Source organism: Nitrosopumilus piranensis (assembly GCF_000875775.1).
Classification (GTDB): Archaea; Thermoproteota; Nitrososphaeria; order Nitrososphaerales; family Nitrosopumilaceae; genus Nitrosopumilus; species Nitrosopumilus piranensis.
Genome location: NZ_CP010868.1, coordinates 1,519,454 through 1,539,347, shown reverse-complemented (window position 1 = coordinate 1,539,347; position 19,894 = coordinate 1,519,454). Strand labels below are relative to the sequence as shown.

The 19,894-nt window shown below is 37.0% G+C and carries 20 protein-coding genes; 14 read left to right on the top strand and 6 right to left on the bottom strand.

The window, feature by feature from the left end:
- Positions 1-47 precede the first annotated feature (47 nt).
- The 3 genes from NPIRD3C_RS09305 to NPIRD3C_RS09300 all read left to right on the top strand — a co-directional run bounded on the left by NPIRD3C_RS09305 (position 48) and on the right by NPIRD3C_RS09300 (position 6,041).
- Positions 48-5,153 carry a hypothetical protein gene (locus NPIRD3C_RS09305; protein ID WP_148703876.1) on the top strand — a complete coding sequence of 1,702 codons (5,106 nt, stop codon included), beginning with the start codon at positions 48-50 and terminating at the stop codon, positions 5,151-5,153.
- Positions 5,154-5,316: 163 nt separating this feature from the next.
- On the top strand, positions 5,317-5,457 hold the full coding sequence (locus NPIRD3C_RS10765; RefSeq protein ID WP_182126625.1) for a hypothetical protein: 141 nt from the start codon (positions 5,317-5,319) through the stop codon (positions 5,455-5,457).
- A 44-nt stretch (positions 5,458-5,501) separates the two neighbouring features.
- Positions 5,502-6,041, top strand: coding sequence for a DM13 domain-containing protein (locus tag NPIRD3C_RS09300; protein ID WP_148703875.1), 540 nt, complete (start codon positions 5,502-5,504; stop codon positions 6,039-6,041).
- A gap of 144 nt (positions 6,042-6,185) precedes the next feature.
- Here the strand turns inward: NPIRD3C_RS09300 and NPIRD3C_RS09295 are convergent, their stop codons facing one another.
- The gene (locus NPIRD3C_RS09295) at positions 6,186-7,499 is read right to left on the bottom strand and encodes an NAD(P)/FAD-dependent oxidoreductase (protein WP_148703874.1); all 1,314 of its coding nucleotides are present in this window, start codon (positions 7,497-7,499) and stop codon (positions 6,186-6,188) included.
- A gap of 88 nt (positions 7,500-7,587) precedes the next feature.
- Between NPIRD3C_RS09295 and NPIRD3C_RS09290 the strand changes: the two genes are divergently transcribed.
- Entirely contained in the window at positions 7,588-7,875 is a 288-nt protein-coding gene (locus NPIRD3C_RS09290) for a hypothetical protein (protein ID WP_148703873.1), read from the top strand.
- Between the two features lie 21 nt (positions 7,876-7,896).
- Positions 7,897-8,268 carry a ChuX/HutX family heme-like substrate-binding protein gene (locus tag NPIRD3C_RS09285; protein WP_148703872.1) on the top strand — a complete coding sequence of 124 codons (372 nt, stop codon included), beginning with the start codon at positions 7,897-7,899 and terminating at the stop codon, positions 8,266-8,268.
- 191 nt (positions 8,269-8,459) lie between these two features.
- Here the strand turns inward: NPIRD3C_RS09285 and NPIRD3C_RS09280 are convergent, their stop codons facing one another.
- Entirely contained in the window at positions 8,460-9,428 is a 969-nt protein-coding gene (locus NPIRD3C_RS09280; RefSeq protein ID WP_148703871.1) for a 2-hydroxyacid dehydrogenase, read from the bottom strand.
- A gap of 51 nt (positions 9,429-9,479) precedes the next feature.
- Between NPIRD3C_RS09280 and NPIRD3C_RS10760 the strand changes: the two genes are divergently transcribed.
- The 4 genes from NPIRD3C_RS10760 to NPIRD3C_RS09265 are packed head-to-tail and all read left to right on the top strand — an operon-like array spanning position 9,480 to position 13,028.
- A complete protein-coding gene (locus NPIRD3C_RS10760) occupies positions 9,480-9,626 on the top strand; it encodes a hypothetical protein (RefSeq protein ID WP_182126628.1) in 147 nt (48 codons plus the stop codon).
- 48 nt (positions 9,627-9,674) lie between these two features.
- Complete coding sequence (locus NPIRD3C_RS09275; RefSeq protein WP_148703870.1) at positions 9,675-11,585, top strand: 2-oxoacid:ferredoxin oxidoreductase subunit alpha; 1,911 nt, start codon at positions 9,675-9,677, stop codon at positions 11,583-11,585.
- Positions 11,575-12,537 (top strand): 2-oxoacid:ferredoxin oxidoreductase subunit beta, encoded by a 963-nt coding sequence (locus NPIRD3C_RS09270; RefSeq protein ID WP_148703869.1) that lies wholly within the window; start codon positions 11,575-11,577, stop codon positions 12,535-12,537. The genes NPIRD3C_RS09275 and NPIRD3C_RS09270 overlap by 11 nt, the downstream gene beginning before the upstream one ends.
- 50 nt (positions 12,538-12,587) lie before the next feature.
- Positions 12,588-13,028 carry a hypothetical protein gene (locus NPIRD3C_RS09265; RefSeq protein ID WP_148703868.1) on the top strand — a complete coding sequence of 147 codons (441 nt, stop codon included), beginning with the start codon at positions 12,588-12,590 and terminating at the stop codon, positions 13,026-13,028.
- Here the strand turns inward: NPIRD3C_RS09265 and NPIRD3C_RS09260 are convergent.
- Positions 13,021-13,554 (bottom strand): hypothetical protein, encoded by a 534-nt coding sequence (locus tag NPIRD3C_RS09260; RefSeq protein WP_148703867.1) that lies wholly within the window; start codon positions 13,552-13,554, stop codon positions 13,021-13,023. The genes NPIRD3C_RS09265 and NPIRD3C_RS09260 overlap by 8 nt on opposite strands.
- 95 nt (positions 13,555-13,649) lie before the next feature.
- Here NPIRD3C_RS09260 and NPIRD3C_RS09255 point away from each other — a divergent pair, with 95 nt between their 5' ends.
- A complete protein-coding gene (locus tag NPIRD3C_RS09255) occupies positions 13,650-13,979 on the top strand; it encodes a hypothetical protein (protein WP_148703866.1) in 330 nt (109 codons plus the stop codon).
- A gap of 1 nt (position 13,980) precedes the next feature.
- Here NPIRD3C_RS09255 and NPIRD3C_RS09250 read toward each other — a convergent pair whose 3' ends face one another.
- Positions 13,981-14,535 (bottom strand): hypothetical protein, encoded by a 555-nt coding sequence (locus NPIRD3C_RS09250; protein WP_148703865.1) that lies wholly within the window; start codon positions 14,533-14,535, stop codon positions 13,981-13,983.
- Positions 14,536-14,580: 45 nt separating this feature from the next.
- Entirely contained in the window at positions 14,581-15,360 is a 780-nt protein-coding gene (locus NPIRD3C_RS09245) for a coenzyme F420-0:L-glutamate ligase (RefSeq protein ID WP_148703864.1), read from the bottom strand.
- 73 nt (positions 15,361-15,433) lie between these two features.
- Between NPIRD3C_RS09245 and NPIRD3C_RS09240 the strand changes: the two genes are divergently transcribed.
- From NPIRD3C_RS09240 to leuD, 4 genes are read left to right on the top strand one after another with little or no spacing between them, the layout of a single operon-like run.
- On the top strand, positions 15,434-16,705 hold the full coding sequence (locus tag NPIRD3C_RS09240; protein ID WP_148703863.1) for a 3-isopropylmalate dehydratase large subunit: 1,272 nt from the start codon (positions 15,434-15,436) through the stop codon (positions 16,703-16,705).
- Complete coding sequence (locus tag NPIRD3C_RS09235) at positions 16,702-17,193, top strand: LeuD/DmdB family oxidoreductase small subunit (RefSeq protein WP_148703862.1); 492 nt, start codon at positions 16,702-16,704, stop codon at positions 17,191-17,193. Before NPIRD3C_RS09240 ends, NPIRD3C_RS09235 begins: the two co-directional genes overlap by 4 nt.
- 1 nt (position 17,194) lies before the next feature.
- Positions 17,195-18,610, top strand: a complete 1,416-nt coding sequence (gene leuC / locus NPIRD3C_RS09230; RefSeq protein ID WP_148703861.1) for a 3-isopropylmalate dehydratase large subunit — start codon at positions 17,195-17,197, stop codon at positions 18,608-18,610.
- Position 18,611: 1 nt separating this feature from the next.
- On the top strand, positions 18,612-19,196 hold the full coding sequence (gene leuD, locus NPIRD3C_RS09225) for a 3-isopropylmalate dehydratase small subunit (protein ID WP_148703860.1): 585 nt from the start codon (positions 18,612-18,614) through the stop codon (positions 19,194-19,196).
- Here leuD and NPIRD3C_RS09220 read toward each other — a convergent pair.
- Entirely contained in the window at positions 19,174-19,893 is a 720-nt protein-coding gene (locus NPIRD3C_RS09220) for a nucleotidyltransferase family protein (RefSeq protein ID WP_148703859.1), read from the bottom strand. The genes leuD and NPIRD3C_RS09220 overlap by 23 nt on opposite strands.
- Position 19,894: the final 1 nt, after the last annotated feature.

Here is a 19,894-nt window from a genome sequence, read left to right as displayed (position 1 = left end):
GTACACAATCCTTTCATACCATTAAAACCAAGGAAATTGTTACCAAAATGTCTCGCCAAAGAATCTTATCTGCAATTGCACTATCTATTCTAATTTTTACAGGAAGTGTATCTTTTGGAAATCTTTTCACAGCTGATGCGCAAACAACTAATCTCTATGTTTCAGCAAACAATCCTCAATCTCAAAATAGAATTTCAGGTCCGCAAGTAATTGAAGTCGTAATTCGTGATCAAAATATTGGTGATACTGGAAAAGCAATAGGCGAACCAGATGTTACAGTCAATGGCAAAAATCTTCGAATGGTTCAAGCAGTTGATGGCAATTGGTATGGTTATTTTGCAGATAGAGCACAAGCCCAGATTGCAGACAGTACAGTTGGCCTGACAGGAAAGGGTCTTGACTTTGGAACTCTTTGTACTCCAAGCTCATCTGTTCTTGGATTCTCTGTAACTGAGACTGTTGGCATTGCAATACCTGTTAGTGGTACTGGTATTGGTGGCGAAAACGGTTCTACACCAAAAGAGATTTCCCAAGACTGTTCCTTGTCTTCCCCATACACAAAAAATTCCATTAATGTAGTTAGACAGGCAAAGACGATAAACTCTGGCGGTGGTTCTGTCAAACTGGGACAAGTTGGATTGGCATCACAAGACCTTTGGCCATTTATCCAACTTTATGATTTTTCTAAAGGCGGAAATGTAGTAGTTCAATACAACCGTGGTGGCGGTCCACAACAAACTACACTTACATTTGATTCAGCAGACAAACTTGTAAATTTTGAACTAGATAGAACCTCATATCCTAGATCTTCAGACGTTAATCTCAAAATTACAGATCTTAGCTTAAACATAGATCCTACCGATGAGGATTCTTGGTCATTTGGAACCTTGCCATCAGGCCCTTCTACATATTATCTGCTCTATGAAGATTCTGGCAAAAATGATTCAGATGGAACTACAGGTGCTGTAAATCTAGCATCAAAACTCAGTTCCATGATGTTCAAAGATAATGGAGTTCTCAAGATAAATCCAAACGTACAAGGACAATCAAATGTTCTTACAATTCAAGATAATAGTAATTCCCAAACAAATGGTGATGGAGAATTAGACATATCCCAAATTGCAACCAGTGGTGGCTCTATTGCTACAGGAAAATATCCTGTAACAATAACTGAAACTGGACCAAACAGTGCAGTCTTTACAACTACTGATGCAAACAATGACTCTGTTTTACTTACAACTGACAATGCACAAAGAGGAACATCTGCATCAATAGAATATAATAAAAAATCAACCACACTTTTAATTGGATTTGGCAAGGGCACACTTTCTCTTGATGAATCTTTGAAGGGAAACGAGTGGAATTCTGGTGAAGAGATGCCTGTGATATTGATAGATTCTGATGCAAACAAGAATAATTTAGAAAAAGAAGATCTTGATTTGTTTAATCCATCTTACAAGGCAATTCCAGCATTAAGTACGGGAGACCCATACACCTTAGGTGAAAGTGGAACAGAATCAAACACCAAAACAACTGCATCATTTCTAAATGGATATACTCTAACCCCTACAACCTCTGGACAGTTCACACTTTCAGAAACAGTTTTGGGTACTGGTACTAGTGTCTTGGTAGAAAAGCACAGTGATAGGGCAAGAATAGATCCTTCATCTAACACTGATTCTGATGCACTAGTAATTGATCTGAAAACAAATCTATCTGAACTTTATTCTTCTATAAACAACCCATTTGATTCATCCAAGAAATTCAAAGGGCTAAACATGTTTAATTTTGATATACGTTCACTTGGCACTGAAATTAGTAGTGTCGATATCTATCTTCTAATTACAACATCATCTATTCTTGACTCTTCAGGAAATCCAACTTCTGGCATTACTGCAATCAAGATTGCATCTGATACAACTGTTCAGAATCTGATTAATCTCAACTCTACACAGCAAGTTTCTAGTCCGCAAACACTTCACTCTAACTTGTTTTCATCATCTTTTTCAGGAAATGAAAAAATTGGCTTGATGTTTGCATATCCTAAAATACAAAACATTGGAACAGAGACAAAACCAATCGTAGCTGACTTTTTCTCATATGGTCTAAAAAATGCCGGCACTGCAAAAAGTGACAGAGTAGCAAATCAAATTGTCCGTGTAGAGATGGAAGAACTATCAAACAGCGCAGGAAAGTTCAGAGGCAGTCTTGAATATATTATGCTAAACCAACTCAACATCTTTGATTCTAAAACGTATGAGCAAATTCTTCCAATTGATGATGAACCTGTATTCATAATCATTGATGAACTCAAAGGAAACGAAGCACCGCGAATAAGTTACAATGACTTGGGCTCTGATGGAGTACAGACTACAATATCTGATCAACAAGACGTATTGTCTCATATGGGAATAGTAGTACTGTCAGTCAAGACATTCAAGCCTGGTGATACTGTTGGTGTAAACTTGCTTGATAAGGATTTGAATACTAATTCTGATCTTGTTGATATCTATACTGTAGTTGATGCTACAAAATTCCCAAATGATCCTGCAGTTGATACGGTAGGACTTGCAAATCTAGGATTTAGAGAGAACAATCAGCCATTTGGTAGATTGTTAGAGATTACTTTTGATGATGAACGATGGTTAAAATCCAACATTTTGCACAATGGTAAATCATGTTCTGCAATCTCTGGACTAGATGGATTAAGTTCAACTGGATTTACTTTAGTTGAGACAGGAAAAAAGACAGGTGAGTTCAAAGGCGATTTCAAAATTCCTTCTCAATACTGTTCAAGAAATGATGGCGGTGTTGTAAAATCTACATCTGGTGTTGACATTGGAGCAGTATACTATGACTTTAGAGGGCAATCAAGTCAGGCAGCAATAACATCTGCAAGCGCATCAGTTGGTGCAACAAGCGGAATTGTCAAGCTTGATAGAACAACATACCCAGTACCAATAGGTGCAGTTTCTAACTTTTATGAATCAGGAAAAACTTCTTCTACAATTCCTGATAGCAATTCCATATTCCCTTTCCACCTAACTGCGATTACTAAAAATGGAGATTTCAAAGCAATTGACTCTGGAGAAGAGATTGGACCAAGAGATACAATGCTTGATATCAGAATCCATGATGCTGATTACAATCTATCTCCTAATGGAGAAGACAAATTATCCCAAAACATTGGCGGAACAACAAATGGGCCAATCAAAGTAATGGTTACTAGAGGTTCCTCAACCATTGTTTTGGCAACTGCAGGTGGAGAGGAAGCAAAAGTAGGAGTAATTACTGTTGGTAAGAATGTAAAAAGTGGTATTACAAGAGAGTTTGGACCAATTCCAGAAACATCTCCTAGCTCAGGAGTATTCCAGTTTAGTTTACCAATCAAGTATGTCGATGGTCCATCTTCTACAAAATGTCCAACTACTTTGGAATCCGGATTTGAAAAATTAGATAAATCAAAAACCGGTGTTTTATCAAGATTTGATGCAAAGCCTTCTTCTGGAAGCTATTGTGTCTTGCAAGGTGATATTATTACTGTAGAATATGCTGATCAGGCTGATGCCTCTGGCTCATCTAGAACTGTGACTGATTCTGCTGCATTTGATCTCAGGATGGGTGTACTCCAATCTGATACCCAATCTTACATTGTTGGCCGCGACGCATTAATCACATTAATTGATCCTGACTTGAATTTTGATTCCAGAAAAGCAGAGACATACTCACTTGATGTATTGGAGTGGAAGTCTGATGATGCCAAGGTCTCTATGGGTGCATTGGGTGGTGCTATGACAAACAATGGAAAAATATTTGATCCACGACCTGTTGGACTACGTGAAACAGGAGAATCTACTGGAATATTTCAGACATCGATAAAAATCCCATCTGAAATAAATAAAAAGCAAGTTGATAGAGGCGAGAACATCAAAGTCACATACACCGATTGGGGAACACCAGGCTCCGATTTTGTTGGAAAAAATGATCAGAAAGTAGAGATAAGATTCTCAACATCAAACTTCCAATCTCAGATAGCATTGGACAAGAAAGTATACTCGTGGACTGAAAAAGTCTACATCACAATTATTGCACCTGATCATAATTTTAATGAAAATAAAATAGACGAGATAGGAAGTAAATCTGATAACGAAATTAAAATTTCTACTCGCTCAAACAAATTGTCTCAATACAAACTAACTGAGACTGGATTTAACACTGGAATTTTTGTCGGCGAAGTAATACTAACTGGGTTCAAACATGATGCTGATGGAAATCCTAGAACTGGTAGCATTGATGGAATTGATACCACTCCAAGAACCGAACCAAAAAGTAATGGTGGTCCTAAAAATGGATTCTTAGAATCAAAGAATGATGATGGATTAACTGTATCCTTCCAATATTCAGACAGACAAACTTTGACTGCATCTGCATTAATCAAATGGAACATAGGTAATGTTGAATGGGTTCAAGGTGCAACATCTGCCAATGGAAACGGAATTATACGTGTCATAGATCCTGATATGAATCTCAATCCTAACACAGTAAACACATTCACTATAGATGTGTGGTCTGATTCTGATCTTGGTGGAATTGACCTTACAGTGACTGAGACTGGTCAGGCAACAGGAATCTTTGAGGGTCATGTTACATTTTCTTCCAAAGATCAGTCATCTGGTCATAGGTTGCGTGTAAGTGAAGGTGATTTTGTTACTGCAAAATATGAAGACAATACACTGCCAAAGCCATACGCAAAGGCAGATGAGTTAAAAATTATCTCTAGTACTGTTGTGGGTCCTGTTATTCCACCATTAGAACGAGTACCTGTGGGAACTCCTAGAGTTGTGGATTCATTTGGAAATGTTATTGGACAAGTTAAGGCTGATCAGCAAATTCAGATAACTACAGGAATTTCTAACAAAAACATTGCAACTCAGCCATTTACCTATCTTGTACAAATTCAAGACTCTAACAATTCTGTACAATCTTTGTCTTGGATTACTGGAAGCCTTGAGGTTAATCAAAACTTCTCTCCCGCAGTCTCTTGGATACCTGAAAAATCTGGAAAATACACTGCAACAGTTTTTGTTTGGACTAGTTTGACTAATCCTATTGCCTTGAGTCCTACTGTAGAGTTTACAATTGATGTAAACTAATTGTGAATAAATTTAGTAAATTATTTATTTTGTTTCTAAAATGCATGTCTGAAAAATCAATTAATTGAATATTTTTATATTATTTGAATTAAAAGACTTATTCACATCCTCACAATTACAAAACACCCACGTCCATTAAATATGGTTAACACTTTAAGAAAGTATGTCAAAACGTATTTCATTAATTATTGATGATCATACCTACAAAAAATTACGGTTAAAGCAAGCCTCAGAAATGAAAAAAACAACAGCAACAGTTAGTTTTTCAAAAGTAATAAATGATATTTTAAAAAAATCTATCTAATATTTGGAAAATTACCTTTATACTAAATTGCTATTGTTTTTTCTGTGAATAAATATCTGATATCTTTTATTGCGATAATAATAGTTGGTGCAGTTTCTGCATATGCCCTTTCCCCGTATTTTACAGAATCTACTATAGATGAGGCATTACCATCTGGCGCAATTATTCAGCCTATGATGGATGAAACTATGATGGATGAAACTATGATGGATGAAACTATGATGGATGAAACTATGATGGATGAAACTATGAAACAAGTCACTCCTGTTGTACATTCTGGAACCTTTGTTGGTGTAGGTGATGGAATTCATGATGCCCAAGGTATTGCATACACAATCCCACTTGATGATGGAAGCAATGTCCTGCGACTAGAAAACTTTCAATCAACTAATGGCCCTGATTTGTACGTGTATTTGGCAACTGATGATAATGCATCAGAGTTTCTTAATCTAGGTGAGCTCAAGGCAAACAGAGGTAATCAAAATTATGAGATACCTGATGATGCTGATCTGACCAAATTCAACAAGGTATTGATTTGGTGCAAGGCATTTAGTGTATTGTTTGGCAGCGCAGAATTATCCTGACTAGAAAAGAAAAATACTATATTTGCCCCTCCATTACAATCGAACCCCAAACTATTGCTAATTTGGCATATGCTCCATTAGGGATGGCATTTGTAGTACTTGGAATGAATCATGTTTTTGGCTAAATCCTGACATAAACTGATTCTACTTTCTTTCTAGTTTCTCAATAATTTCTGTAAATTTCCATGGACCGCATTGTGCATCCATGTCTTCACTAGAAACCAGACCTGATGTGTGCAAGTGATTTACAATGTGTGCAGAAAATGGCAGTGCCCCAGTAGCTCCTGGTGAATTATAATTTAGAATGTGAAATGATGATTCCTCATCAATTAAAATTACATCTGGTGAAAACTTGCCGTTCTCATCAATTACAGATGAACGAATACCTGCTGTGCCTTTTTCTGTAATTTTGTCTGCCTCAATTTTTGGCAAGAATCTTCTTACTCGCTCAACCATTGCAGATTTTGACATTGATGACTGTATTTCATTTATTGCAAGTTCTTGGAATTGCTTATCAAATATTGCTTTTCTTGCGCCAGAACCTAGCATCTCTAACATCTTTGGAATAAACTCCTTGATGTTTTCTGCCTTGTTATACCCATATGGACTAAAGACAGGAACCGCATTGGGTCCAATCTCACAACTCCCATCAACGCGAATAACCCAGTGAGGATCCAAAAATGGATAGTCTGGAAATTCTGGAACAGAATAGATGCTAGTCTTTGTCAGTGTGTTGTATTCAGATGGGGCCTTCCAGTATTCGCCTCTAAAATGAACATCAGTTAACTCCTTTGCAACCCCCACACCGTGTGCAATGTCTACTGCCTCCCCACCTGCAGCATTGATTAGAAATTTTGCAAAAATTTCATGTTCTTCATCTAGTGTAATCTTCCACTTTGAGTTTTCTTTTTTTACATCTGTTACTCTTGTGTCCAAAAGAAATGTCATTCCATTCTTTTCACTGTCTTTCATTAGTGATTTAGTGTATGCCGAATAGTCTGCTGAGCCATCCTTGTGAACATAAATTGCAGCTTCACATTTTATCTCTGGCTCTATTTTTGCCAGTTGTGATTTATCCATCAACTCTATGTCTTTTTCTTCTAGTCCGTTTTGTTTTCCCCATTTGAGATATTTCTCTAAGACCTTGATTCCTTTCTTGTCTAGGGCAACTTCTATTACTCCATCTTTTTTAAATGGCAAGTCATGCAATCTAGAATATCTCTCCCACATCTCAAATCCATGAAATGCAGCGTTTGCAAACAGCTTTTTCTTTTCAGGATTGTATAGATATGGAGCATGAACCTTTCCTGTATTTCTGCCACTGGTATGAAAAGCAACATTTTGAGCTTGCTCAATTACTGCTATTTTTTTTGATTTGTTTAGAAATGACAGAAAATATGAGATAGATGTCCCAAGTATGCCCCCACCAATAATTACTACATCAAAATCATGTGCCAACTGTTTTCACTTTAATTTCGTTTTAGTTGATAATAAATGGAATCTGTGGCAATCAAGGTTAATATCTGATAAAATTTCAAATTAAATTGTGTTACCTGACAAGTGTTCTGTTACTGAAGAAGGAAAACAATGTGCAAACCCCCCTGAGTTTATTGTATCCATAGTTGATAGAAAAGACGAATATATGGTAGGCGTAACATGTGGGAAACACAAACAAATTGTCTCAGGAAAGATAGGAATTTTACAAAAAGAGGGCAAAATTCATGATGGAACAATTAATTTTGCACCTGTAAAGGCTGTTGGAACTGATTGTATTCATGGCGATGAAGAAGATTTTGTCCAAATTGACATGAAAAATCCCAAAAGTCTAAATTAATTTCAATTCCTAGACTATCTAATGTTACTTGAATTACTCTCTGATATTGTAAAGATTCAAGATATCTTGTTTATTGTAAAAAGTAACAGTGCCACAAGTGAGGTCAGGAGTCCGCTTAGCATTAGACAGAAGGAAAAGTGGATTACTATGGGTGAAAATGACGGACCTGCACACATACATGTTGATTCAGAATTGATAAGTTCAGCAGAGTTTATCCAAGAAGAAAAGCCTGAGCGCACAAGTTTTAGTGTAAGATTCTTTGATAAAGATGGCCAAAGAGTTTTGGCAGCATTTTTTACAAAAATGTATGATGACTCTAAAACACTAATTCCTCAAAGAAAAAAAATCTATGATGATCTAATCCAAAAGTTTTCTTCTAAAATTAAATTTTAAAAAAAACCTTGTCTGAAAAAGACAAGGAGAAAAAATATTATTCTTGAGATTTCTTCTTCTTTTCTTTTTCAGATTGTAGTTTAGCTAATTCTAATTCTTCGTTTGTATGTTTGAATTTTTTCAATCTACTTTTTATCTACAGTTTAGATATAAAAACTCCACATTTTCGTTTAGAGTATCTGGGCGTCAATCTAGTATCCAACTGAGTAGATCGGTTTTTTTTCATTCATTCCTAGATTGAGATTTTTTACAGTAATTTCAGCCATTTTGGCTCTAGTCTCTTCAGTAGAACTTCCTATGTGTGGTGCCAAGACCACGTTTTCTAATTTTACAAGCGAATTGTTTTTACCAACTGGCTCTTCTTCAAACACATCTAGTCCCGCCCCTGCAATGATCTTTTTCTTTAGTGCTGTGGCCAGTTCTTTTTGGTTAATCACTTTGCCCCTTGATGTGTTGATTAAAAACGCAGTTTTTTTCATCTTTCTAAAAATTTTCATACCAAACATCTTGTCTGTTTCCTTTGTGTGCGGAACATGGATTGATATCACATCGCTTTGGGAGATTATCTTCTCTAGCGGCACGTATTTTGCCCCTAGTGACTTTTCTTTAGACTTTGATATGCGATTTCTGTTGTGATAGATTATCTTCATATCAAATGCCTTTGCTCTTTTTGCAAGTGTTCCTCCGATTCTACCAAGCCCCAAAATTCCTAGAGTCTTTCCCTGAAGATCTAGTCCTACATAATCATATGCTCCATAGATCTCTTTCCACTTTCCGTCTCGAATGATTCTATCTCCTTCTGAAACTCTTCTTAGAACATCAAGTAATAATGCAAAAGCCAAATCTGCTGTAGCATCAGTTAGTACTTCGGGAGTGTATCCTACTCTGATCTTTTTTTCTTTTGCATGCTTTGTATCAATGTGATCAAAACCTACACTATAGGTACTGATAACTTTGAGATTTTCTGCCAAATCAATTGTCTCTTTGTTGATTTTGTCATATGGGAAGCAGATCAATCCATCAATGTCTTTAATTTTTGATCGTAACTTTTTTTGAGGAACTGGAATCTTTCCTAGATGAACTTCAATCTGATATTTTTTCCTCAACTCCTTTAAAGCAAAGTCATGAAGTGTCCTTGTTAGAAACACTTTCTTTCTCATAGACATGAGATTTATCTCAAACCATTTATACGATTTCCTTGTAAATTCTACATGTCTTCTGAAGCAAAAGAAGAAGAGGAATTTGCAATTTGTGTAGAATGTGGCAATTCTATTGAAAAATGTGTTTGTGTTTGCCCCTATTGTGGCGAACGTGATGAATGCAAATGTGCATTATTTGATGCAGCAACAGGAGGATAAGAATTTGGTAAAACTGATTATTACTATTCATTTTGTAGGTGATTTGCTGTGAGTTCTGTTGATTTTACTTGGCTAATTGGCGGTCCTCAAGGCAGCGGTGTAGAGTCTGGTGCAAACATATTCTCAAGAGTATGCGCTGAGATGGGCTACCAAGTATTTGGAAAAAGAGAATTTTACTCTAACATCAAAGGTGAACACAGCTACTTTGCAGTAAGAATATCTGATGAAAAAATTCACTCAAACATCAATGATGTAACATTAATGGCATCCTTTGATGCTGAAACAATTTTCCGTCATTATGATGAAGTGGTTTCAGGTGGTGGGATAATTTATGATGCAGACCTTGATGATGTTACTACTGATAAGGTCCATACACTTGATGCGCCATTCAAGGAAAGACTACACAAAAAATTAGAATCAAAGAACAAACCATTCTCAATTGCAGGTGTTTTGGAGATTGCAAAAGAAAATGGAGTATTGCTGTATCCAGTTTCCTTCAAATCTATTCTTGAAACCCTAGCTGAAGAGACTGAAAATCCCCGTCTCAAAGGATTGATTAGAATGTTCAACGTTATTGGAGTCTCTTTGTCACTGGGGCTAGTAAATATGCCTCCTGACTCGCTACAAAAAACAGTTGGACTGGTATTTTCAAAGAAAGAAGAGATTGCAAAAATAAATCAGCAAGCTGCAAACTATTCTTACAATTATGCCACTGCAAAGTTTGAGAATTTCAATCATACCTTAACTGGAATTCAAAAAGAACCTGGAACACTTTTGGTTCAAGGATTCCAAGGAACTGCATTAGGAAAGATGGCATGTGGTTGTAGAATGCAACCTTACTATCCAATTACTCCAGCTTCAGACGAATCTGTATTCTTAGAATCAAATGAAATTTTAGAAATCATTGATGCACGTCCTGGCTCTACTGCAGTAATTCAGACTGAAGATGAGATTTGTGCAATGGGAATGACTATTGGAAGTGCCCTGACTGGAACGCGTTCTGCAACATGTACTTCTGGCCCTGGATTTGCACTTATGGCAGAAATGCTAGGCTGGGCGGGGATAAATGAGGTGCCTGTTGTAATTACAAACTACCAGCGAAGTGGCCCATCTACTGGACTACCAACCCGACATGGACAAGATGACTTGCTTTTCTCAGTTTATGCAGGACATGGAGACTTTCCAAAAATTGTTTATGCATCAGGCGATGTAGAGGAGAGCTTCTATGATACTGGAAATGTCTTCAATTACGCTGATGTCTTTCAGGTTCCAGTCATTCACCTAATGGATAAATTCATTGCAAGTTCAGTTGTTACTTGCAAAAGATTTGATACATCTAAAATTTCAATTAACCGAGGAAAACTCTTAGACAAAGTAGAATCTGGATACCAGAGATTTGCATTTACTGATGATGGTGTATCTCCACGTTCTAGATTAGGAATGGATAACGGAATATTTTGGGATACTGGAGATGAGTCTGATGAGACAGGACACATTACAGAGGATCCAGTACTGCGTGCAAAGATGATGGATAAGAGAATGTCACGTCTTGACTTGATACTCAAAGAAATTCCTGATACAGAAAAGGTAGTCTCCTTTGGTGTTGAGGATTACACAATAATTTCATGGGGTTCTGCAAAGGGTCCAATTCTTGATGCAATAAAGATGCTCAAAAAAGAAGGAATCTCTATTGGATTTATACAACTAAAACTCTTGCATCCATTTCCAAGTGAGTATGTCTCATCTCTGCTAAAAGACGCAAAGACAATCATTGATGTTGAGGCAAATCACTCTGCACAACTATCAAAATTGTTCAAACAAAATGTAGAACGAGACGTTGATTATTTTATCTTAAAATACACTGGCAGAGCAATGACTAGTACTGAAGTTTATGATTCACTTAAGAGAATTGTTGAAAACAAGGCAGACAAAAGGGAGGTTCTAATGCATGGCGCTTAAGATGGCAGACTACAAGACAGATGTCCATAACGACTGGTGTCCTGGTTGTGGTGATTTTGGAATTGTAAATGCTATCCAGATGGCTCTAGCTGAAATGGGTGTTCAAAGAGACAAGACTACAATATTTTCTGGAATTGGATGCTCTGGAAAGACATCTCATTATATCAACACCTACGGAATTCATACTCTGCACGGCAGAGTTTTGACATTTGCACAGGGTGCCAAAATCGCAAATCCCGAAATGACTGTTGTGGCAGTTGGCGGTGACGGTGATGGCCTGGGAATTGGTGCAGGACATTTTGTTGCAGCAGGTAGACGTAATGTGGATATGACATACATTATCTTTGATAATGGCGTTTATGGATTAACAAAGGGACAGGCATCTCCAACACTAAAACTTGGAGAAAAGACAAAATCACTTCCTTCCCCTAACACAAATTATAACGTCAATCCAATTGGACTGGCTGTTGCAAGTGGATTTACATTTGTTGCACGTGGATACTCTTATGATGTAAGACATCTCAAGGACTTGATAGTTCAGGCAGTCAATCACAAAGGTCTTTCATTTTTAGATGTTTTACAACCATGTCCAACTTACAATGATCTTAACACAAGGGATTGGTATGCTGGAGTTGACCTAGTTGATGAAGCTCAAAAAAGACATTCAAGAATTTACAAGCTAGAAGAACACGGATATGAACCTGTAGTCCACTACAATGATGAGGCAGAAATTAATGAAAAGCTTTCACAATCACTAATCAAATCGCTAGAGTGGGGAAACAAGATTCCAATTGGAGTGTTTTACAAAAATGAAACAATCTCTCCATATGCTACAAGACTACGTGATAAAATTCCAAATTATATGGAAAATCCACCTGCAAAACAAAGCATCTCAAAGAATGGATTCTCCAATACTGATATCTCGCAAATCCTAGATTCACTTGAAGTGTAATTATAACTCTAAACCAAACAGGTTATAGGCAAGTTTTGTAGAAGTGTATCTTGCATTTGAATATTAATGAGGCAAACACCATCTTTCGAAAATCAATAATCAAAGGTTTTTTTGAACCGCAACTACTAAACTTGGATTTTCAAAAATCATCTGTAAGGCATCCAGCAATAAGTGATGATGGCCTTATGCAGTCTGACTTGCTTCACATATTTTTTGATGTGGATACTGGCGCTGACTATCCTGATGGCGATGAGTGGTTTATCGTAGATATGCTATTTCCACATGACGTCAAGTTACCTGATAACCTAAAGGGAACTGATTACTTTACAACACTCTCAGTTGATGATGGGAAAACGTTTTGGCATCATCGTGAACTGATTCGCTACAAGTATGGAAAATCAAAAAAATTAGATCATGCCTTGGAGTTTTTGGAATCAAAATACAAAGAACTACACGAATTATTGGAACCGTTGCAAAAAGATCTTATTTGATCTCTTTCCACGAGTCGCCCTTGAACATAAATTGTTTTTCAGGTGATGAGGCTGTGTTTAGTCGCCATCTGATTGATTTTGAATCAAACTTGTAATCTACTTTAGTTATTTCAGATGGAATCTTTTGAGGATCAAGATGGTATGGCAACAACTCCAAAACAGAGTCAATCTTTTCAATGGCATTATCAAACCACTGCTTCTCTTCAGTATCAACTGTAAATCCTATCTTTGGATTGCCAGAAAAGTTGATGACAATTTTTAGTGCATTGCCGCTGCCCCTTCTCCTCTTCATCTCTTTGAATACTGCCTTGACTTTCTCCCAGCGTTTGAAATCAAACCACTCAAAAAATGCGTCATTAAATGTCAGAGGAATATCCATATCTAAGAAACTAACAAAATTCTCATCATCTGCCTCTATCTCGTCTTGAATTATTGTAAAATGAGAATTCAAAAATCCATACAACACCTCGATCTCCCATGGAGAAATGCCATAGTATCGCAGTGTTGTCTTTAGACTTTCAGTCAATACCTTCTAGTCTCAAAAATTGTAATTAAAGCTTCAATATACTAGGATAAATTGACCTCAAAATTAAAATTAGATGGGGAGCATGTCACCATATAATGAAAAAAGAATATGTAGTACGAAGTATTGATGCTGCCCCTGATGGCGCACCATATGTAGTTGTATCATTATCTTCTGTAAAAGATCTAAAAGAAGGAAATCAAAACCCACAGACTCCTTTTGGCGGTCCCAAGGTCATGAATTTCTCAAACATGAATGATATGATGAAAGACCTCAACAAGATGCTTTCAGGTATGGGTGGAGGTATGGGAATGCAAGGTGGTGTTACTCAATTAAAACTAGAGATGCATGAATACAAGGACATGGGTCTCTCAGTTGGAGATAAGGTCTTTTTGGAACTAAGCAAAGCAGAATCTCTTGGTGTATAATCTAAAGTATTGTATTGAAATACTTCCAAGCATAAAATGCAGCAACAGTTCCAATGACAAATAGCATTGGCTTCCATGCAAATACAGGAATACTCGGAGTTGAAAGTTTTACCTTATAGTTATCTACAATTGCATGAACGTTTTTCTTAATTTTGTCATGCCATATGCTGTATTCTATTTGATATTTTTTTAGAATCTCTTCTACTTCATATACAACTGGGGTTCTCTGGGAAAACAAGTGCTGAAGATAATCTCTAGAGACTTCGACTTCTGCATGAATTCCAATAAGTCCTTTTTTGAGGTCTACCATCCTTACGTGCATCTCCCATGGCTTTTTTAGTTTAAGATTAAGACCACTTCCTATTTGGTCTGGCTGCTTGTGTTCGAATTTTACCTTGGTGAATCCCTCTTCAGTAAAGATCTTCATCAATTCATCAAAACTCTTCTTTACAACAACATGAAGTTGTTCAACTCCTTCCCTACTGTCAACATCAATCTTGTGTTTTAGTCCATCAAGAAATGAAACAGTCTTTGGATATGTTGTAAGGTATTCCAATATTTTGTTGCAGAAAATACCTCTATTTAAAGCAGAACAACAATTTTACTGGTTTTTTGGAGGATTTGAAAGACCCCTGACGTAAACACACTGATCAGGATCTATTGCCATCTCTGAGGAATCAATTTTCCTATCAGTTAGAGTTGCACCAGAATTTCTAATGATTGCAAATGGCTTTGATTCGGCACCCTCGCCCATCTTGTGATTTGCAATTGTTGCCAAATTATCTACTACTGCCTGAAATGTAACCTTGAGAGGATTGCCGTCAAGATCTTTTTTGGATCTCATATCTAATACTGGCTCAATTCCTGCACATGCAATTGCAACACCTGATGTCCCAATTCTTGCGGGCATCAACCTACTATCAACTAGAATCACCCCAATGTGGATTGCCATCTTTAGGAAAATCTTTCTTCGAAGTTGCTCTGCTACCAAGTATGGGTTCTCTGGATAAAGAATGACTTTGCCTTTTTTTGCATTAGACTTGTCAATTCCTGCATTTGGTGCCATGATATTATCTGATGATGTAATGACAAATCCCCCAATGCCGCCAAAAATTTTATCTGACTCTCTAATTACTACTTCTGCAATCTCTGGTCTTAGTTGATATTTTTTTGAGATGCCGTATCCTTTTTCTGAAATTTTAATTTTATCAAGATCCACAATTCTTCCTTGTGAGTTTGAGATGTATTTTGTTGAAATTACTAAAACATCGCCGTCTTGCAGTTTAATGTCGTTTTTTTCCAGTGTCTTCAAAAAAACTTCAAAAACATCAAATTTCTCACTCATTCTATCTGCCAAAAGTGGTAAAACTGTTAATTGCACAATGTTATGAGTGTCCTTTTTCTTTTTTATTGTTCTGAAAAGCTTTTAATCTGTAGAACAGGCCTTTGGGATTATGAATATAGTTGAAAAGATTCTTGCACGTGCATCAGGAAAATCCCAAGTAGCACCTGATGATGTAATCTTTGCCAATGTAGACAAGGTAATGGTTCATGATGTGTCTGGACCTGGAGTGCTTAAGGTATTTGATAAATTAAAGAAGCAAGGAATTGCAGTTGACAAGTTATGGGATCCAACCAAGGTCTGGGTTGCCGAAGATCACTTTGTTCCTTCTGCAGAAAAAGTATCTGCTGAAAATATTGTAAAACTAACTAATTTCACAAAAAATTATGGAATTGAAAAGCATTTCAAGTATGGAATGGGCCAGTATGGAATTTGCCATACATTATCTCATGAAGAGGCAATGGTAATGCCTGGTGATGTCTATGTCGGTGGTGATTCTCATACCAATACAACTGGAGCACTAGGTGCATTTGCATGTGGATTGGGCCACACTGATGTTGCATATGTTTTATTGAATGGAAGGATATGGTTCAAGGTTCCAGAGACTTACTACTTTAAGCTAAACGGAAAGTTACCAGATCACGTCATGGCAAAAGACCTAATCCTCAAAATTATTGGAGAGATTGGAACTGATGGTGGTGCATACAGAACTATGCAGTTTGGTGGAAGCGGCATTGATGAGATGTCTGTGGAAAGCAGATTGACTTTGTGTAACATGACTACAGAGGCAGGTGCAAAAAACGGAATTGTTGAACCAGATCAAAAAGTAGTTGATTATCTTTCAAGTAGAGGTGCAACAAACATCAATTTGATTAACGGTGATACTGATGCCGAATATGCAAAAACCTTTGAATATGAAGCATCAGAGATGGAACCAATTATTGCAAAACCATTTTCACCTGAAAACATTTGTGTAGTTGGCGAAGCTCCTTCTGTGGAATTAGACAAGTCTTACATTGGCTCTTGTACTGGTGCAAAATACGAGGATTTGGAGGCAGCTGCCAAAATTCTAAAGGGCAGAAAGGTAAAGATTAGAACTGAAATTTTACCTGCAGCAATATCGATTTATCAGCGTGCGATGGAAAACGGTTTGCTTAAAATTTTCTTAGATGCTGGTGTGACAGTTGGTCCACCTACATGTGGTGCATGTTGTGGCGCTCATATGGGCGTCTTGGCAAAAGATGAAATCTGTATCAGTACCACAAACAGAAACTTCCCAGGAAGAATGGGTCATGTAGAGTCACAAACTTATCTTGCATCTCCATTAGTTGCTGCAGCTTCTGCTGTAACTGGAAAAATAACTGATCCGAGGGACTTGAAATGAAGGGAAATATCATAAAATACGCACAAGACAACATCGATACTGACGTAATTATTCCTGGCCAGTATCTCAAGGTTCATGATTATGCAGAACTTGCAACACATGCAATGGAGGGACTTGATCCTGACTTTCATTCAAAAGTAAAGGAGGGTGATTTTATTTTGTCAGGAAAAAATTTTGGATGCGGTTCATCTCGTGAACATGCACCAATTGCATTATCTCATTCCGGAGTAAAAGCAGTACTTGCATTATCTTTTGCAAGAATATTTTACAGAAATGCAGTAGATGGTGCATTTTTGCTACCTATTGAAATTGATGAAGATGCATACAATGGAATCTCTGAAGGCGATGAGGTTGATATTGACATTTCTACTAATCAAATCACAAACATTACAAAAAACCAGACATACAAGATGAAACCATTTTCAGAAATTATTGGAAAGATAATTGCAGCAGGCGGTCTTTTCAACTACAAACCAGATCAGGATTAAAATGGGAAAAACTCTTTTTGAAAAGATCTGGGATTCTCACATTGTTGTTGGAAAAGAAAGTGGACCTTCTTTAGTTTACATTGACAGACATTTAGTACATGAAGTAACATCTCCCCAAGCATTTGATGGATTAAGAATTAATAGCAGAAAGGTCAGACGTCCTGATCTTACCATTGCTACCATGGATCATAACGTCCCAACAAATGACAGGACACTGCCAATCTTAGATCAAACATCTGCAGTACAAATTCAGACCTTGGAAAAAAACTGCAAAGACTTTGGAATCAAGCTATTTGATATTAACAGCCCCAATCAGGGAATTGTCCATGTTATTGGCCCTCAGCTAGGAATCACTTTGCCTGGCTCTACAATTGTCTGCGGTGATAGCCATACTTCAACTCACGGGGCATTTGGTGCACTTGCATTTGGAATTGGAACAAGCGAGGTTGAGCATGTCTTGGCATCCCAAACTTTGTGGCTAGAAAAGCCAAAACCATTTGAGATTAGGGTTGAGGGAAAGCGAAAGAATCCGCATGCAGTAACTGCCAAAGACATCATATTATCTATCATTAAGCACATTGGAACAGGAGGTGGAACTGGAACCGTAATAGAGTATCGAGGCCAGGGAATCGAGGATCTCTCAATGGAGCAGAGAATGACTATCTGTAATATGTCAATTGAGGCAGGGGCCCGTGCAGGATTGATTGCCCCTGATGAGAAGACCTATGAGTATCTTAGAGGCAGGCAATACACTCCAAAAAACTATGAATCTCTTGTTGACTATTGGAGAGAAAATCTAAAGACAGACGATGATGCAAAATTTGAAAAACAGTTCACACTGCACATTGATGACATTGCACCTCAGGTAAGTTGGGGAACAAATCCTGGCATGACTTGCGATGTAACTGAATCCGTTCCAAGTCCTGATGAGTTTTCTAAAGGCGATTCTAATCAAAAGAAGGGGGCACAAAAAGCACTTGATTACATGGACTTGAAACCTGGAACGCCAATTGAAGAAATAAAAATTGATAGAGTCTTTATTGGCTCTTGTACTAATGCAAGACTAGAAGATCTTATTGAGGCATCTAAAATAGTCAAAGGACAAAAAGTTTCTCCAGATGTTCGTGCAATGGTAGTTCCTGGTTCACAAATGGTAAAAAAACAAGCTGAAGAGATGGGTCTTGATAAAATTTTCATTGATGCTAATTTTGAATGGAGAGAAGCTGGATGTAGCATGTGTCTTGGAATGAATCCTGACATTTTAGCTCCTGGTGAGAGATGTGCAAGTACTTCTAATAGAAATTTTGAAGGAAGACAAGGCAATGGCGGACGAACTCACTTGGTTAGTCCGGTCATGGCAGCAGCTGCTGCAATAAATGGACATTTTGTTGATGTAAGAAAGATGGACTTGAGTTAGAATGGAGCCATTTAAGAAAACAAAAAGCATTGTGACTCCACTTGATAAGGTAAATGTTGATACTGATCAAATTGTTCCAAAGCAATTCTTAAAACTAGTTCAAAAGTCCGGCTTTGGAAAGTTTCTATTCTTTAACTGGAGATATGATGAAAATGAGAATCCAAAGTCTGATTTTGTATTAAATGACTCTAAATATGAAAATTCCAAAATTCTAATTGCAGGAGACAATTTTGGGTGTGGCTCAAGCAGGGAGCACGCAGTATGGGCGCTGCAAGACTATGGATTTGCAGTAATAATTGCACCTTCTTTTGCTGATATCTTTTTTAGCAATTGCTTCAAAAACGGAATTTTGCCAATCTCATTGGACCAAAAAATTGTGGAAAAACTACAACAAGAAACACAGCCAGTTGAAGTTGATTTAGAAAACCAAACAATCAAGACTTTTTCTGAAGAAATACCCTTTGAGATTGATCCTCACAAAAAGAAGATTCTCTTAGAGGGACTAGATGACATTGCACAGACCTACCAATACGAAGACAAAATTTCTGAGTTTGAAAAAAAGTCTACAGTCCCATCTGTTTTATGATCTTTTTTACAGTCTTTTCGTTTCTTTCCAAATAAGAAGGAGATTCTGCATCAATCCATTCATTATCTCCAATATCAAATGTACTAATCTTTCCTTCCTTTGATAATTGCTGCAAGATATCATATGATAGATTGATATTTTTTTGTTTTTTCTTTGCCTTTATTTTTTTGATTACGTCTTTTCCAAGCATGTAAATACCAAGACACTCTGATAATTGCAATTTCATTATTGGCTTTTCTTTGAACTCTTTGATTATTCCATCTTCTACTACTGCAAATCCTGTCTCTTCTTTTCTTTTTGTTCTAGTTGCAATACATGCAGAACTTTTCTTTGTAACAAATACGTCTATCATCTTTTTGAGATCTATTGCACACAAATTATCTACAAACCATAACACAAATTCAGATTCTCCTTTGAGTTTATTTTCAATGTGCAAAAGGTCTCCACCCGTTCCGCTTTGCGAGTCTTGGACAAAGGAGATGCCTTTTTGATTCCCATAATAGTTTTTGATTTGGCCCCCTAGTCCATTAAAATCAGAAATTATGATAATTTCTTTTATGAAACTAAATTTCTGAAGATATCTTATCACATAATCTATGACTGGCTTTCCATTAATTGGAGTCATTGCCTTTGGGAAAAATTCTGTATATGGCTTGCCACGTGTGCCTTTGCCACCGGCTAAAATTATTGCCTTCACA

Coding starts and splice junctions, on each gene's coding strand:
- NPIRD3C_RS09305 (WP_148703876.1), top strand. CDS start 48: ATGTCTCGCCAAAGAATCTTATCTGCAATTGCACTATCTATTCTAATT.
- NPIRD3C_RS10765 (WP_182126625.1), top strand. CDS start 5,317: ATGTCAAAACGTATTTCATTAATTATTGATGATCATACCTACAAAAAA.
- NPIRD3C_RS09285 (WP_148703872.1), top strand. CDS start 7,897: ATGTTACTTGAATTACTCTCTGATATTGTAAAGATTCAAGATATCTTG.
- NPIRD3C_RS09280 (WP_148703871.1), bottom strand. CDS start 9,428: ATGAGAAAGAAAGTGTTTCTAACAAGGACACTTCATGACTTTGCTTTA.
- NPIRD3C_RS10760 (WP_182126628.1), top strand. CDS start 9,480: ATGTCTTCTGAAGCAAAAGAAGAAGAGGAATTTGCAATTTGTGTAGAA.
- NPIRD3C_RS09270 (WP_148703869.1), top strand. CDS start 11,575: ATGGCGCTTAAGATGGCAGACTACAAGACAGATGTCCATAACGACTGG.
- NPIRD3C_RS09255 (WP_148703866.1), top strand. CDS start 13,650: ATGAAAAAAGAATATGTAGTACGAAGTATTGATGCTGCCCCTGATGGC.
- NPIRD3C_RS09240 (WP_148703863.1), top strand. CDS start 15,434: ATGAATATAGTTGAAAAGATTCTTGCACGTGCATCAGGAAAATCCCAA.
- NPIRD3C_RS09235 (WP_148703862.1), top strand. CDS start 16,702: ATGAAGGGAAATATCATAAAATACGCACAAGACAACATCGATACTGAC.
- leuC (WP_148703861.1), top strand. CDS start 17,195: ATGGGAAAAACTCTTTTTGAAAAGATCTGGGATTCTCACATTGTTGTT.
- leuD (WP_148703860.1), top strand. CDS start 18,612: ATGGAGCCATTTAAGAAAACAAAAAGCATTGTGACTCCACTTGATAAG.